Genomic DNA, 15349 nt, shown 5'->3' with positions numbered 1-15349 from the left:
TTATTCTCCTTTATCGTCGTTTGAAGGCGCAAACGATTTTTTCTGAAAGCCCTGCTCCGACTCCATTAGCAGTTCGATCTTGCTTTCGACCTGTTCAAGCTTGCCACCGCAAAGCTGCGACAGCTTCATCCCTTCTTGGAACAACTCAATAGCCGCTTCTAACGGAACATCGCCATTCTCAAGCTTAGCTACGATTGATTCCAGCCGTTCCATCGCCTGTTCGAAGCTAATTTCCTCGTTTTTCGCTGCTTTCACTGCTTCGTTCTCCTTCCGTCGACCTAACTTCACAGTCCAACTGACCGTCAGCTAGCTTTACTTTAATCAGGGCTCCTGTCTCCACATCGCTTATCGATTTGATCAGCTTCCGTTCATTCTCGTCATACACGAGACTATAGCCTCTCGACATCACTTTAAGGGGACTTAAAGCGTCTAATTGCTTCATCATATTATATAGCTGCATCTTGTTGTCCTTAACATAAGCCGCCATCGCTTGTTCCAGCCCTTTGGAAACGCTCTGCAACTGCTTAGCTGCGAATGCAAACCGTTCACCAGGATGATATGCTGCAAGCGCTGTCTGTTGCCTCGCAAGTCGCGTATGACCTCGATCTGTTATGCGCTTCATACGAGCTTCAAGCCTTTCCCGCAGACGATCCAGCCGCTGTGCTTGATCCAGCATATATTTCTTAGGATGAACAAAAAAAGGAGAACGCCGCGCTCGCGCCAATCTCTCTCTTCGTTCCTGCAAAGCATAACGCATCGCCTGTTCCATACGTTGCTGCTTCCGAACGAGCTGCTGCTTGAGCTCTGCCACGTGAGGCACAGCCAGTTCAGCCGCAGCAGTAGGCGTCGCAGCTCGCAGATCGGCAACAAAGTCGGCTATCGTGAAATCCGTCTCATGTCCGACTGCACTTATGACGGGGATTCGAGAAGAGGCAATGCTGCGGGCAACGCTCTCTTCATTGAACGCCCACAGCTCCTCTAACGACCCGCCGCCACGGCCAATAATTAATACGTCCGTCTCGCCGAAACGATTCATTGCTTCTATCGCTTTCACAATTGAAGGCGCAGCCTGCGTACCTTGAACAAGAACTGGATATATGTATACCGGAATAGAAGGAAATCTTCGTTCCAGCGTTGTGATAATATCGCGTACAGCAGCACCGGTAGGCGAAGTAATGACTCCTATCGCACGCGGCAGGAGAGGAAGCGCCCGTTTGCGCGATTCCGCGAACAAGCCTTCCCCTTCCAGCTTCGCTTTCAACTGCTCGTAAGCGAGATATAGGCTGCCGATGCCATCTGGCTGCATCGCAGTGACATAAAATTGATAGTTGCCGTCCCGTTCATAGACGGATACATTGCCTCGTGCTAACACCTTCGAGCCTTCACGAGGGATGAACGGCAGACGCTGATTATGCGAAGCGAACATGACAGACTTAAGTCTGCTGTCGCTATCTTTAAGCGTGAAGTACATATGACCGCTTGAATGATGCGTGAAATTCGAAATTTCGCCTCTAAGCCATACATCGCTTAACAGCGTATCCGAATCCATTTTCATCCGGATATAACGATTTAATTCTTTAACGGAGTAGACACGAGGCTGATTCGCCACTGTTCTGTTCACTCCCCGATTCCATTAGCTCGCTTAGCTGAAGTAATCGTATTTTGCATGAGCATTGTAATCGTCATAGGGCCAACTCCGCCGGGAACCGGCGTTATGTATCCTGCAGTCTCCAGGCAATCATCATAATCAACATCGCCAGCCAGCTTGCCGTCAGCTAAGCGGTTAATGCCGACATCAATAACAATGGCGCCCGGTTTCACAAACTTGCTGTCGATTGCCTTTGCTTTGCCGATGGCCACTACCAAAATGTCCGCTTGCTTCGCCAGCTCTTCCATGTTCGCTGTTTTCGAATGGCATACCGTAACGGTTGCATTCTCGCGAAGAAGAAGCATCGCTACCGGCTTGCCTACAATATTGCTTCGACCGATGACAACGGCATGCTTGCCCGCAATATCGACGCCGCTGCGCTTAATAAGCTCGATAACGCCAGCAGGAGTACATGGAAGCAAGCTATCATCGCCAATTACGAGATTGCCTACGCTCTCGGGATGGAAGCCGTCAACGTCTTTTTCGACGCGAATCGAATCAATTACAGCTTTCTCATTAATATGCTTCGGCAGCGGAAGCTGCACGAGAATACCATTAATCGACTCCTGATTATTAAGCTTGTCGATCACCGCGAGCAGATCAGCTTCGCTCGTATCTGCCGGCAGTCGATGAACCTCGGAATAAAACCCGAGCTGCTGACAAGCCTTCTCCTTCGAACCGACATATACTTTCGAAGCCGGATCTTCTCCAACCAAAACAACGGCTAACCCAGGAACGATACCTTTTTCCTTAAGGGTAGCCGCTTCTACGACCATTTCCGAACGGATAAGATCCGATATTTTTTTGCCTTCAATAATATGTGCGCTCATTGCATTCGTCCCCTTCAAATGTCATTAGAGTACTCAATCATTCGTTAAACTGCTGTCAGGCAACTAAGACTTAAGCTCGTCCAGTTCGGATAGAAGCTTGCCAAGCACGCCATTGACGAACTTGCCCGATTCTTCCGTGCCGAAGTGCTTCGCCAGCTCAATCGCTTCGTTGATAGCCGCTTTAGGAGGCACATCGTCGCGGAATACCATTTCGTAGCACGCTACGCGCAGTACCTGACGGTCAACACGTGACAGCCTGTCCACTTGCCATCCCGTCAAAAATTGCTGGAGCATGCCGTCGATTGCCTGCTTCCGTTCAACAACGCCGAATACAAGCTCGCGGACGAATTCATCGGTGCTTCCCACTTCAGACGGATTTGCGCCGATCTCATTTTCTTGACGCAGCTCGTCCATCAGCATGTCAATGGCGTCTGAGGCTGTTACTTCATTCATTTCCAGTTGGTATAGGCTGGACACTGCTAACTCTCTTGCTAATCTTCGTTTCATATGACCTCCGCGGCAGCTTAAATGCCGATTTAATTTCTAACATGACTATCTAGAATCTAAGAAGAAACGACTTACGACGTCCTTTTTATAGACGCCAGCGTTTCGTCGAAACGTATAGAGAAAGTATGAGCAAACTCATATACTTTCCTATACGTCAAGCGCAAACGGCTGTCGCTACGCACGAACCGTTAGCTGCGACTTCTCGCAGCTCGGTTCTGTGCCTTCCTTTGGCGGCAAAAGCTAACGTTTCGCGATGAAATTTAGGCGTAAGTATAAGAATGAAACTTATACTCCTAAATTTGAAAAAACCTATGATCTCCTCCCTGCCCGTAAACGAGCATTGGTCCGGTTTGCGGAGTAAGGAGGAGACCACAGGATCATCTGTACGGCCGGAATCTGTCAAGTAGCGAATCCCAAAGCTTCTGCCAAGGCAATAAAGGTCCATCGCTTGATTCTTTGTGCTTGCCAATCCAATATCCGATCGATACGAGAAACCCGACAACGAGCATATCCCAGAAGCCGCTTATTAAATATATAATGCCCAATAACAATCCTGTTGCCGCACCGATTATCCGTTTCCAATAGGCTGCCCACAATTGTTTCCATACCACTTGGAAGCCCACCTCTATTCCACGCGACTCTTGAACGTGCCGGATTGAATGACATTAGCGACGTATACAGCCACATTCATAACCGGGATACCGGCTATTTCTTCAATATGCTCCTTAACGGAACGTTGTATGTCTTCTGTTAATGTCGGAATCGAGCTTTCCCCGTCAACGACTGCTCTTAGAACAATGTCAAGACCTGCATCCGTCGCACGTATGCGGGAGCGCAAATCCTTCACCCCGCGATGACGTGAAGCGGCCTTAAGCGACAGATTCTCAATCGTTTCGAGCGAGATGCGAATATCGCCAAACTCCGTACGTTGATCAATAGATGGAGGTAGCGCAGAGCCTCGTTTAACCGATACGACAAAAAATCGCAAGCTTAATACGAATAAAACGATCCCGAGTACTGCCGTTGTAATTTGAAGCGAATCGTAACGGTATAGATCGGAGATGAAATCGTTCATTGAATCTCTTGTTACAGCGCCGAATCCAACGCACAGCAGGATGACGGAAATTAATCCAACCACGATGCTGTACAGAAATAGAAGCAGCTTGTCCATGACTTTGACCATGCGCACCGACTCCTCCCGCCAAACCGAATGAAAACCCCCTTGCGCCGAGCGGCATGCCCATACACGAGGGGGTTGTACGGAATTCAATTAAAAAAATTACTATTTTACGCGTTGTTGCTGATCTTCTTCAACCGGTTTTTCCGCCTGTTTGAAATGTACATCGTGAATATGTACGTTCACTTCAACGACGTGCAGACCTGTCATCATCTCGATCGAACGTTTCACATTACGTTGAATTTCCGAAGCGATCTCCGGAATACGATTGCCGTATTCAACGATAATGGACACATCGACAGCTGCCTCGCGCTGGCCTACTTCAACCTTTACACCTTTGGACAAGTTTTTGCGGCCAAGCAATTCGGCGATACCGCCTGCAAGTCCACCGCTCATTCCCGCAACGCCTTCAACCTCAATCGTCGCAAGTCCTGCAACAACCTCAATAACCTCTGGTGCAATTTGAATCGTGCCAATATCCGTTTTCTCATATTCAGCAGCAATAATACTCATGATGGTTGTACACCTCCCTAAAGTTGCGCGTACCCGGTAAAGCCGAGCATTTGACCGCATCTTATTTCTATACTATAACATTCGCTTCGTTTTATGACAAACGTAACGACTTGTTCACAAGTAAGGTGAAACGGTTAGCACCGTCTTCTGGAGGCGGACGCGTTTCATTCCGGAAAAATATAAGCTTAGTATAAGTATAAAGCTTATAAAGTCTTATATTTTCAGAAAAAGTTTAGGCCTCTGGGGAATTAATATCATGCTCTTCAAGGAACTTGATATCAAAGTCGCCTTTGACAAACTTCGGATGATTCAGCAGCTTCAGATGGAAAGGAATCGTCGTGCGAATGCCGTCAATGGCAAACTCGGATAATGCCCGTTTCATTCTCGCAATTGCTTCTTCACGCGTCGATCCCCACACGATCAGCTTCGCAATCATAGAATCATAATGCGGCGAAATCGTGTAGCCAGGATATACGGCGCTGTCAATCCGAACGCCCGCTCCGCCTGGAGGCAGATAAAACGGAATGTTGCCCGGCGACGGCATGAAGTTCCGCTCGGAATCTTCCGCATTGATACGGCACTCGATCGACCAGCCGTTAATATGCAGATCCTCTTGACTGAAGCTGAGCGGGTTGCCCTCTGCAACCGAGATCATTTCCTTTATTAAATCAACGTTCGTGATCATTTCCGTAACGGGATGCTCAACCTGGATACGAGTGTTCATCTCCATGAAGTAGAAGTTGTCGTCTGTACCAAGCAGGAACTCGAGCGTGCCTGCGCCGGAATAATTAACGGCTAGCGCGGCGCGGACTGCGGCCATCCCCATTCTCTCGCGCAAGCCTTCCGAGAGCACCGAGCAAGGCGCTTCTTCTACAAGCTTCTGACGTCTGCGCTGCACGGAGCAATCACGTTCGAACAAGTGGACGGCATTGCCGTGCTTATCCGCCATAATCTGAATCTCAACGTGCTTCATGCCCGTCAAATATTTCTCTAGATATACGCCGGCATTGCCGAACGCTTTCTGTGCTTCTTGCTGGGCAGTCGTAATTTGCTGAATAAGCGATTCCTCATTCTCCGCAATACGAATGCCTTTGCCTCCGCCGCCGGCTGTCGCTTTGATGATAACCGGATAGCCGATTTCACGCGCAATCGTAATCGCTTCATCCATGTTCTCGATCAAGCCGTCCGAGCCAGGAATAATCGGCACGTCAGCTGTTTTCATTGTCAGCTTGGCAACCGCTTTGTCGCCCATCTTGCTAATGGCTTGCGGTGAAGGTCCAATGAACGTAATGTTGCATGATTCGCAGATTTCAGCGAAGTCGGCGTTTTCAGCCAAGAAGCCGTAACCCGGGTGAATCGCATCACATTCCGTAATGGTTGCCACGCTCATAATATTTGTTAGGTTCAAGTAGCTATCCTTCGACGCTGTCGGCCCGATGCAATAAGCTTCGTCAGCCAAACGAACGTGTAGCGAATCGCGATCCGCTTCTGAGTAGACGGCAACCGTGCTTATTCCGAGCTCTCTGCAAGCCCGGATGATTCGAACGGCGATTTCGCCGCGATTTGCGATTAATATTTTTTGGAATTTCACAAAGGAACCCCTTTCAACAACAGTTTCCCTATAAGGTATTACAGCTTATTCCGGTTTAACAAGGAACAGCGGTTGTCCATACTCGACTAGCTGACCGTTCGTTACGAGCACCTCTACGATCTCGCCTTTCACTTCTGCTTCAAGCTCATTCATCAGCTTCATCGCTTCGATAATGCAGACGATGCTCTTATCTTGCACGCGATCTCCTACGTTCACGAATACGGCTGCATCCGGTGACGGGGAGCTGTAGAAAGTACCGACCATAGGCGACACGATCTTGTGAAGGTTGTCAGTAATAGGTTTGCTTGGCGCTGCTTCCTGTGCTGGAACGGCTGCCGGGGCTGCGGCTTGAGCTGCAGGCTGCTGAATGCCTTGCGGCGGCAATTGCGCATATGTATACGTACTTGGAGCCGCTTGCACATTCACCACTTCTGTTTTGCCAGGCTTGCGGATTAGCAGGCGCGCCCCTTCGTTTTCAATTTCCAGCTCATGAACGGAAGTTTGATCAACCAGTTTGATCAATTCTTTAATCTCGCTCAATTTGAACATGAATAGATTCACTCCTTAAGTTTGCGGGTAGCAAGCAGCGATAATTCGCCAGCCTCTACGGCTTATTGTTGCCACACGTTCCCAATGTTCACATAACGTTAAACATTATATCATAAACCTTCCTGAACACGAATCATTTTTTCTGACAAGCCTTTATTTAGCGATCCTGCAAGACACAAATGCCCCGTTCTCCGACGGCAATTTGGCCGTTCGAAGCGCGGGGCTAACATCATTTCAAGCGCTTATTCAATTATGCCTGCGGCTCGTATTGTACCGAGATTTGATCGGCCTTCAACTCCAGCTTCGTCATCACGAGCTCCATGATGGCGGCCGCTTCGCTGCGCTCCAGCTTCTCGCTTGACACGACAACGTTATACTTGTCGTTCTCTTCATCGATAATAACCATTTCGTATTGCTTCTGCAGCTCTTCCTGCAATTCAGAAATCTTCGCGTATTTAAGTTCTACGCTATCCAGCTGACTTGCAGCCGCTACGCCTTCATCCGGGTTAGTGGCAACATTCCCAATAGCTGCATATGCCTTATCTGTCTCATCCAGCTTCTGTTGATCCTGCTTGGCAGCAAGCTCGCTGAAGATACCGCCGTCCGTGTAGCCTTGTTTTTCCACCTGCTCAAGAGCTGCCTTCTCCGCATCCGTTAACAGCGAGTCATCCGAAGGCTGTTGCACATCGTCAATGACCAGTGCGTTTCCGTCTGTCGATACCTCGGTTGCGTTTTTGCCGACTTGCTCCGTTTGCGTGTTGTCCGTTACGAGATCAGGCGATTCAACGTCTTGCGTGAATAAATAATACGCCGACAATACCACCATTAAACTTAACATCGAAACGAGCCACACCGTTTGTCTTTTTGTGTTCATGAGAACACCCTCCCCAACTGATCAATTTTTTAACGCTTGCTAGGCACTACGGATATGCGGTTAACGGACACGCTCACGCCTTTTTCTACGGCATGAATGATGAGCTTCCTCACCGTCTCGTTCTCCGCACCCTCAGCTACGATAAGAATGCCGCGAATGCGCGGGTTAATCGTCTTCGTAATAATTGGTTTCTGGTCGCCGGATACCTCGTAGAGAACGACTTGCCCGTCCTTATTGATGGAAGTAATATGTCTTCGTCCGCCGTTCTTATCGTTCTCATCTTGGATTTGCTGCGATTCCTGCTCGTTGCGACCAACAACAATCTCTTCAGTTGCATCAATCGTTACGAGAACATTGACCGTTCCCACCCCGACGATTTTCTCCAAGATATCTTTCAGCCGAATTTCAAGCGGCTGCTCGATAGCGCCAAACTTGGAATCGATCGAGGAGGCTCCGTTGCTCCAAGCTGCTTCTTCTTGGGGCGGCGGATTCGCATCCGGCGTCTGCGGATCGACCCTGTTAAACGTCAGAAATGAATTCAAGATCATCAGCGCCGCTCCAATTCCGCCGACGATCAGCAATATTCGCAGCGTCTTCACTCGCTTCGGGCCGCTTGGGCCGCCGCCGACCGCCGATTCTATGCCTTCCAGCCATTTGGCCACCGCGCTGTTCCTCCTCATTCGCTTCTATGTCCAGGGGGTCAATATTACTGCTCATTAACTCGCTGTCTTACGATAATAGCTCTAGCCGCTATTCCCCAACCTTCCGCCAGCAAGCCTCGTATCGCTTGCTCCTCAGCAGGAGCAGCCGATGTCCAGCCTTCTTCCTCCGAAATACGAGAGGCCGGTGCCGTGTGATCTTCCTTCTCCCCGTCAGCTCCAATGTCGTTCTCTATATGGATGTCTATCGCAATCGCCTGCACCTCCTTGACAGAGTTCGAATCCTCATCTCCTGCCTTCGCGGCGTCTTTCTCTTTTGTTGCAGCCTCTAAGGAAACCGTTACTTTGTCCAGACGAGGCGTTCGAACGCCTGCATCCGAAACCCAACTCAGTTCCGCATCAACTTCTGAAACAGGAGCATTCAACTGCTTTACCAGTTCACTCTTAATCGTGTTTTCCAACGTGATTTCGGTCAGCTTAGCCGCTTCTTGATCACGTTTCTCGGTAAGCTTCCGCGCATTCTGATTAATATCGTTCAACCCCTGCATGTTCAAGCTTTGTTCGGCTGCTGATTGCGTCCAAGCAGAGAGCCCTTCATCCAGCATCGAGTTCATATCCGTCTGCAGCACCTTCATAATCGGAGACATAATCGTCAGCAAAATAAAAAGTCCGACAACGAGCCGCACATACCGCAGCATCGCTTTGTTTGGCAACAGCAGTTCAACGAAAACGGCGATTAGGATGACCGCTATGATGTCTCTAAGCCAATCGCTAAGCCAAGCAACCATCGCCTGCTCGCTCCCTCCTATCTGACCATCATTGCGGCGTTGCCGGCTGTCAGGATAATCGTCACCGCCAGGAAAAACATCAGACTCACGGCCGCAAGCGCTGCGAACACATATATCATCGTTTTCCCAATCGTCTGCAAGCAGTTTACGATAGGCGAATCGCCAAGCGGCTGCATGATCGCTCCGGCCAAATTGTAGATGAGCGCAAGCGTCATTATTTTGATCGCTGGGAATGAGCTGATGAATAACAGAATAATAACCCCTGCTAATCCGATTGCATTCTTCGCCAGCATTGAAGCCGATATGACGGTATCTGCAGCTCCCGAGAACATCGGACCGACGACGGGAACGAAGTTGCCGGCTACGAATTTGGCGGTCCTGAGCGTAACGCCGTCCGTAACCGCCCCGGTTGCGCCCTGAACGGATATGACGCCAAGGAAGATGGTGAGCATCGCTCCAAGTACGCCAACGCTTAAGTTGCGAAGCAAGTTCGCAAGCTGCGTCACCTTGAACTTGTCGGTTAAGGCGCTCGTAATATGAAGCACGGCCGAGAAGAACAGCAGTGGAAATACGACCGTGTAGATCAGCGTGCCGACTGCGTGAATCATGAAAATAATAAGCGGATGAAGCACCGACACCGACACAACGTTGCCCATTGAAGCCAATAGCGTCAGGAGCAGCGGTACCATCGCTAGCATGAATTGAATCATGCTCTCGATCGCTTCCCTCGCATAGCCGATTGCGACGTGGAAGCTATTGACCGCAATAATAATCATGACCATGTACGTAATGGAGTAAGCGACCTTGCTGACGGCATTTCTTTCGAAAGCGTTCTGCAGCGTTTCCAGCACCATGCTGAACACCGTCAATAGCACAATCGTGACGAGCAGCCGCCCATTATAGAGCACTTCATGCAGGAAGTACTTCATGATGCCCTTCAGCACATCGGTTAGCTTTAGCCCTCCGCCGCCAGGCATAATCATTTCCATGAAGCTCGGCACGCGCTGTTCGGGAAAGTAACCGCCATATTCGCTGCGCAGCTTATTCCAATAGCTCTCTACCGCGTCCGTATCGAGCCCGCCGATCTGATCAGAGGCCAGTTCGTTCGTCAACTGCTCCGACTGGCTCGTCCCTACCGCAGCAGGCTCTTCGGCATAGATACCGGCTTCACCCGACACTGAAGGCACGAAGGAGAACAGCAGTACGGCCGCCATCACGGCGAGCAGCAGCTTGGCACGATCTAAGGTGTTTGATACAGTCAGCATAGGCATCAACTCCCTGCCGGCAGTAAGCCGATCACTGTCTCGACGATGACGCTTATGATCGGTACGGCCATGACAAGGATGAACACCTTGCCGGCGAATTCTATTTTTGACGCGATGCTTTCCTGCCCTGCATCTCTCACAATCTGCGCTCCGAACTCGGCGATATAGGCAATCCCGATAATTTTCAAAATCGTCTTCAGGTAAATGGACGGAATGCCCGACCGATTGGCCAGATCCTCAAGCACCGTGATGACGATGTCGATCTTGCCGATCAAATACAGGAAAATGAACAATCCCGTAAATGCCGCAAGCAGGAAGGCGAACATCGGCTTCTGCTCCCGTACGACAAGAATGAGGACGGTTGACATCAGGCCGAGGCCGACGACTTGAATGATTTCCACTTCGTTCACCTACTCGAATGCGTCTAGCTGCAGACGTCTACTGGAACAGAAATATCGTCTTAATCTCTTGAAAAAGGTCGTTCAACAGTCTTACAACCATCAGTAAGACGACAACAAACCCGATGAGCGTTACCCATTGCGCCATATCTTCCTTTCCCATTTGCTTCAGAACCGAATGGATCATTGCAATGACGATCCCGATGCCGGCAATTTGGAAAATCGCGCTCACATCCATGTTCATCCGTACGGCACCCCATTACACCATCAATATGACGATCAGCACTGCGATCAATACGCCAAGGCTTTTCCACATTTTCTCGTAGCGACCTTGATCGTCTCTGGCTGCATCCTCTTCCGATTTCAATTGCAATAAAGCTAGCCGCAAATGCTTCATCTGATCCTCTTTGTCGCTTATGCCCAGCGTTGAGCCAAGACGCAGCATAACGGCTTGCTCGCCTGAACGCATCGAGGTGTATGGCCATTGCTCGTTAACGGCTTGCTCCCAGCTTTCGCGGAATGATTTCTCATCGCCTTGCCACACCCCGCCCGCTGCACTGCGGAACAGATCGGACAACGGTGCTGGCGAGGCTTCCGCCGTTCGTTCGAGCGCCTCAGGAAGCGGCGTATGTCCGTAACCTATCTCCGTCTCCAACCGTTGCAGCGCATGAGCGAGCTGCCTAAGCTGCTTCGGCCGATCCGCAAATCTAGCGGCCTGCTGGAAGCCGATCATCGTGCCCGCGATCAGGATGAGAACTGCTCCAAGCAGCTTAATCACGGCTCACCAGCTCTTAACCGGCTGCTAACGCTCGCCTCGCGTCGTGATGAAGCTACGACTGGGTCAAAGGTGTCATATCGCTTGCCGCCCGAAGCAACGACACGATGCATAATTCCATCTGCCGTTCGCTTCAGTTCAACGACATTAGCGAAGGTCCCTTCGTCTAAGAGCTTCTGCAGCACCGGCCTTCCGCGCGCATCCTGCAAATCGTACGCGTGTGCGGTCGCTACGACACTGACACCCGCATGACTCGCCTCCCGAATCGCTTCGCCATCCTCTGGACGGCCAATCTCATCGGCGATGATAACCTCAGGAGACATCGACCGAAGCAGCATCATCATTCCCTCTGCCTTCGGGCAAGCATCCATGACGTCGGTGCGAGGCCCAATGTCGAATGTCGGGATGCCCCTCATGCATGCGGCAATCTCCGAACGTTCATCGACGATGCCAACCTTGCGACCTTGCCAGCCCTCCAGATCACCTTGCTGCCAATAACCGTAGCTTACCGATCTGGCGATATCGCGAATGAGCGTTGTCTTGCCTTGCTGCGGCGGTGCCAGAATGAGCGTCGACAGCAGCGTCTTGCGCGTCTTATCCAGCAGCTTAGGCAGCAAGTGTGTCGAGGCTCCGACTACTTCTCTTGCGATTCGGATGTTGAATGCCCCGATATCCCGAATTCCTCTCACCGTCCCGCCGTCCAATATCGTTCTGCCAGCAAGTCCAATTCGATGGCCGCCCGTAACGGTAATAAAACCTCTTCGCAGCTCTTCTTCCATTGCATACAAGGAATAGTTCGTAATTCTCTCAAGCAGCTTTCGGCATAGGTCACTGCTCGACTTATACGTATCGTCCGTAGTCGATTGCCGGAGCGATCCGTCGTTTGCAACAAAGCGGGATTGACCGCGAAAACCAACTTCGAGCGGGCGTCCCTCCCGGATTCGTATTTCCTCTAGCTGCTCTTTAACCTGAGCGGGAAGACGCTCTAGCAACGACTTTAATTCAAGCGGCAGCAAATGTATGACTCGCGACAGCATGCTCATCACTCCTGGATGTTTGTCCTCTCGTAGTTCCAATTGTATGCAGATAGGGCGAAAATATGACTCGTTAGCGCGATTGCTAGAATCTATTATTTTTTCAAAATACCGATCATTAAGCAGATGATTCCAATCGCAACCCAGGTGAACTTCGCTGGCGAGAGCTTGTCTGCCATACCGATTAGTCCGATTGTCGTCGTGGCGAGCAGGATGACAGGCCCGACAAAAGCGAGCGATGAATTGATAATTAGCGCCTTGTCGATTTGGTTCAGCTTCAGCATGAGCAGGGCGGCGCAAATCTCGATCGTACCGGACATTAACCGAAGCGATGCCATCGACAATACGATTTTGTTCAACACGTGAAATCAGCCTCCTTTCCAATAAGATGCTACTATCTATGCTTATGCTTGCTTGTCTCTATTTCATGCAGGGCACATGCCTAACAAATGACGCATATAGTAAACCATTGGATTACACTACTGTCCCAAGCACAGCGCGGGCGAGGAGACGATCGTCATGACTATTGCATCAGCCACGGGCTGGAATCGACTATTGCAAGATCCTAGCGGCAAACGGGCAGCTAGCCGAATGAACCGATTCGGACAAACGATGGTGATCGACAAAGGGATGGGTTTTCATCAGTTCGCTGATTTCGTGCAGCTAGCCGGTCCGCATGTCGACATCGTTAAGCTGGCATTCGGCACTTCCGTTCTCTATACGCCTGAGCTGCTTCAGCAGAAGCTTACGCTGGCTAGAGAGCAAGGACTTATTGTTATGCCTGGAGGTACGCTGCTTGAGGCCGCAGTTGCTCAGCAAGAAATCGGTTCTTTCATGGATACGGTTTGTCAGATGGGCTTCAACGGCATTGAAGTATCGGACGGTACGATCGAGCTTGACCGCAAACGAAGAACAGGCCTTATTAAAGAAGGCATTTCTAGAGGACTGCGCGTCATTACGGAATACGGCAAAAAAGCAGCAGGCTCATTAATCGATCCCGAGGAGCTAGCCTTCACCGCAGAATGCGACTGGGATGCAGGCGCTATGCTTGTAACCGTTGAAGCTCGAGAATCCGGCGTAGATGTCGGCTTATTCGACGAATCCGGCAAATGCAGGGACAACATGCTGGAGGAAGTGATCAGCCGGGTTGCGGAGCATAAGCGACTCATGTGGGAAGCGCCGCAGAAGCAGCAGCAGGTTCATTTGCTTCGCTATTTCGGCGCTGATGTGCATCTCGGGAATATTTCACCTTCAGACGTTTTGGCGCTGGAGGCTATGAGGCGGGGCTTGCGTTCCGACACCTTCGAATTCGGGCAGTCGGATACGTTTTTTTATATGATTTGATGCTTTGGCTATGACTGCGAGGTCTATAACGATAGCCGAAGGAGAGGCGGAGACGATACGATGCAAGTGCAAGTCATTTCAAGCGTTAATGAGGCCAGCTCGGCCAAGTTTCATCATAAAACGGCAATCATTATCGATGTTCTGCGCGCTACGAGCACGATAATTTCCGCGATAGAGGCGGGTGCTTCCTGTGTCCTGCCTGCGGAAACGGTTATGGAGGCGCGCGCGCTCCAGAAACCGGGCGACCTGCTTGGAGGTGAACGATTTTGCCGTAAAATAGCAGGATTTGATTTAGGCAACTCGCCTGATGAGTATTCCGAACAAAATGTAGCTGGCAAACGGGTCATCTTAACAACGACAAACGGAACGAGGGCCATTCACAAATCGATGAGAGCGGATTATGTGCTGACCGCCTCGTTGCTGAATGCCGAAGCAAGCGCCAAAGCAGCGCTTGACTTGCGCCGAGATGTCGTGCTGTTATGCGCGGGCAGCCATGATGAATTTGCTATCGAGGATGGTTTATGCGCCGGACTTGTACTGAACAAGCTGCAAGAGCTTGGCGGAACGCCGGTAGAGACGGACGACTTCGGAATCGCCATGCTCGCGCTTTATCGCAACCGGGCAAACTACATTGTGGAAACCTTGTTGAGCGGTATGTCGGGTAAACGTTTGTGCAAGCTTGGCTTCAAAAAAGATGTCGAAGCCTGTGCGGCTGTCGACGTCTATCAGACAGTTCCAAGGCTGAATGGGGATTTGTTGACGAGAAGCTAGAGTGACATATTGACGCCCGCTTGTCCATATAATGAACTGTTCTAAGGCCGCTTATCAGGTGGCTTGCTGGGCATATCATTATTCGAGGAGTCGTTGGGGATGGTCGGTGAAATTATATTAGTAGGCTTGATTATTATTGGTTTAGTTGGCCGATCCCCGATCATCGCCACCGCCGCTTGCCTGCTACTCGCTGTTAAGCTCGTTCATTTGGAGCGTTTTCTACCAGCAATCGAAAGGCGAGGTTTGGAGATTGGCTTGTTATTTCTAACCTTCAGTGTACTCGTCCCTTTCGCATCGGGACGGATCCAGTCGAAAGAATTGTTAGCGGCGCTAAGCTCCTGGCCAGGCTGGCTCGCCCTGCTTGGCGGTGCTGCCGCCACTTATATTAACGGCAAAGGGCTCGAACTGTTGAAGGTCGACCCTCAGATTATTGTCGGGCTTGTGCTAGGCTCCATAGTCGGCATCGTCTTCATGCGCGGCATCCCTGTTGGGCCGCTTATGGCCGCCGGTATTACAGCCATATTGTACAAGCTGTTTAAGCTTATGGGCGGGTAGCTGCTTGATTGCCGAATGAATAATGAAAAAAGCCCGCTCGGCTGATACCGACGCGGGCTTACTTAACATAT

General features: G+C 50.4%; 21 protein-coding genes. 3 read left to right on the top strand and 18 right to left on the bottom strand.

From position 1 onward, the window contains the following. The 18 genes from xseB to V8F51_RS17795 all read right to left on the bottom strand — a co-directional run bounded on the left by xseB (nucleotide 1) and on the right by V8F51_RS17795 (nucleotide 12970). Nucleotides 1–255: an exodeoxyribonuclease VII small subunit gene (gene xseB, locus V8F51_RS17880; RefSeq protein WP_337101690.1), complete on the bottom strand. Its 255-nt coding sequence runs from the start codon at nucleotides 253–255 to the stop codon at nucleotides 1–3. Continuing rightward, a complete protein-coding gene (gene xseA, locus V8F51_RS17875) occupies nucleotides 227–1609 on the bottom strand; it encodes an exodeoxyribonuclease VII large subunit (RefSeq protein ID WP_337101689.1) in 1383 nt (460 codons plus the stop codon). Before xseA ends, xseB begins: the two co-directional genes overlap by 29 nt. Before the next feature lie 8 nt (nucleotides 1610–1617). Beyond that, nucleotides 1618–2478, bottom strand: a complete 861-nt coding sequence (folD, locus tag V8F51_RS17870) for a bifunctional methylenetetrahydrofolate dehydrogenase/methenyltetrahydrofolate cyclohydrolase FolD (protein WP_337101688.1) — start codon at nucleotides 2476–2478, stop codon at nucleotides 1618–1620. Between the two features lie 63 nt (nucleotides 2479–2541). Then, entirely contained in the window at nucleotides 2542–2985 is a 444-nt protein-coding gene (nusB, locus tag V8F51_RS17865; RefSeq protein WP_337101687.1) for a transcription antitermination factor NusB, read from the bottom strand. Between the two features lie 377 nt (nucleotides 2986–3362). Further along, entirely contained in the window at nucleotides 3363–3596 is a 234-nt protein-coding gene (locus tag V8F51_RS17860; RefSeq protein ID WP_337101686.1) for a DUF2273 domain-containing protein, read from the bottom strand. A 14-nt stretch (nucleotides 3597–3610) separates the two neighbouring features. After that, a complete protein-coding gene (gene amaP / locus V8F51_RS17855) occupies nucleotides 3611–4168 on the bottom strand; it encodes an alkaline shock response membrane anchor protein AmaP (protein WP_337101685.1) in 558 nt (185 codons plus the stop codon). Nucleotides 4169–4267: 99 nt separating this feature from the next. Continuing rightward, the gene (locus tag V8F51_RS17850) at nucleotides 4268–4675 is read right to left on the bottom strand and encodes an Asp23/Gls24 family envelope stress response protein (protein WP_337101684.1); all 408 of its coding nucleotides are present in this window, start codon (nucleotides 4673–4675) and stop codon (nucleotides 4268–4270) included. A 232-nt stretch (nucleotides 4676–4907) separates the two neighbouring features. Then, nucleotides 4908–6266, bottom strand: a complete 1359-nt coding sequence (gene accC / locus V8F51_RS17845; protein WP_337101683.1) for an acetyl-CoA carboxylase biotin carboxylase subunit — start codon at nucleotides 6264–6266, stop codon at nucleotides 4908–4910. Between the two features lie 45 nt (nucleotides 6267–6311). Then, complete coding sequence (gene accB / locus V8F51_RS17840; RefSeq protein WP_337101682.1) at nucleotides 6312–6815, bottom strand: acetyl-CoA carboxylase biotin carboxyl carrier protein; 504 nt, start codon at nucleotides 6813–6815, stop codon at nucleotides 6312–6314. A gap of 250 nt (nucleotides 6816–7065) precedes the next feature. After that, the gene (locus V8F51_RS17835; protein WP_337101681.1) at nucleotides 7066–7689 is read right to left on the bottom strand and encodes a SpoIIIAH-like family protein; all 624 of its coding nucleotides are present in this window, start codon (nucleotides 7687–7689) and stop codon (nucleotides 7066–7068) included. Nucleotides 7690–7718: 29 nt separating this feature from the next. Then, nucleotides 7719–8351: a stage III sporulation protein AG gene (locus V8F51_RS17830; protein ID WP_337101680.1), complete on the bottom strand. Its 633-nt coding sequence runs from the start codon at nucleotides 8349–8351 to the stop codon at nucleotides 7719–7721. A gap of 44 nt (nucleotides 8352–8395) precedes the next feature. Continuing rightward, the gene (gene spoIIIAF, locus V8F51_RS17825) at nucleotides 8396–9136 is read right to left on the bottom strand and encodes a stage III sporulation protein AF (protein WP_337101679.1); all 741 of its coding nucleotides are present in this window, start codon (nucleotides 9134–9136) and stop codon (nucleotides 8396–8398) included. Between the two features lie 17 nt (nucleotides 9137–9153). Further along, a complete protein-coding gene (gene spoIIIAE, locus V8F51_RS17820) occupies nucleotides 9154–10401 on the bottom strand; it encodes a stage III sporulation protein AE (RefSeq protein WP_337101678.1) in 1248 nt (415 codons plus the stop codon). A gap of 5 nt (nucleotides 10402–10406) precedes the next feature. Further along, nucleotides 10407–10802: a stage III sporulation protein AD gene (gene spoIIIAD, locus V8F51_RS17815; protein WP_307467306.1), complete on the bottom strand. Its 396-nt coding sequence runs from the start codon at nucleotides 10800–10802 to the stop codon at nucleotides 10407–10409. Between the two features lie 37 nt (nucleotides 10803–10839). Then, entirely contained in the window at nucleotides 10840–11043 is a 204-nt protein-coding gene (gene spoIIIAC, locus V8F51_RS17810) for a stage III sporulation protein AC (protein WP_337101677.1), read from the bottom strand. A gap of 15 nt (nucleotides 11044–11058) precedes the next feature. Next, a complete protein-coding gene (spoIIIAB, locus tag V8F51_RS17805; protein ID WP_337101676.1) occupies nucleotides 11059–11577 on the bottom strand; it encodes a stage III sporulation protein SpoIIIAB in 519 nt (172 codons plus the stop codon). Next, nucleotides 11574–12611 (bottom strand): stage III sporulation protein AA, encoded by a 1038-nt coding sequence (gene spoIIIAA, locus V8F51_RS17800; protein ID WP_337101675.1) that lies wholly within the window; start codon nucleotides 12609–12611, stop codon nucleotides 11574–11576. The genes spoIIIAB and spoIIIAA overlap by 4 nt, the downstream gene beginning before the upstream one ends. 92 nt (nucleotides 12612–12703) lie before the next feature. Beyond that, nucleotides 12704–12970 carry a YqhV family protein gene (locus V8F51_RS17795; protein WP_337101674.1) on the bottom strand — a complete coding sequence of 89 codons (267 nt, stop codon included), beginning with the start codon at nucleotides 12968–12970 and terminating at the stop codon, nucleotides 12704–12706. 157 nt (nucleotides 12971–13127) lie between these two features. Here V8F51_RS17795 and V8F51_RS17790 point away from each other — a divergent pair, with 157 nt between their 5' ends. The 3 genes from V8F51_RS17790 (at nucleotide 13128) to V8F51_RS17780 (ending at nucleotide 15278) form a co-directional block, all read left to right on the top strand. Then, on the top strand, nucleotides 13128–13952 hold the full coding sequence (locus tag V8F51_RS17790) for a phosphosulfolactate synthase (protein WP_337101673.1): 825 nt from the start codon (nucleotides 13128–13130) through the stop codon (nucleotides 13950–13952). Nucleotides 13953–14012: 60 nt separating this feature from the next. Then, the gene (locus V8F51_RS17785) at nucleotides 14013–14723 is read left to right on the top strand and encodes a 2-phosphosulfolactate phosphatase (RefSeq protein ID WP_337101672.1); all 711 of its coding nucleotides are present in this window, start codon (nucleotides 14013–14015) and stop codon (nucleotides 14721–14723) included. Between the two features lie 99 nt (nucleotides 14724–14822). Beyond that, a complete protein-coding gene (locus V8F51_RS17780) occupies nucleotides 14823–15278 on the top strand; it encodes a DUF441 domain-containing protein (RefSeq protein WP_337101671.1) in 456 nt (151 codons plus the stop codon). Nucleotides 15279–15349: the final 71 nt, after the last annotated feature.

Source organism: Paenibacillus sp. YIM B09110 (assembly GCF_037167145.1).
Lineage (GTDB): Bacteria > Bacillota > Bacilli > Paenibacillales > Paenibacillaceae > Pristimantibacillus.
Note: the sequence above shows the minus strand (reverse complement) of the source record. Positions and strands in the feature narration are given on the sequence as shown.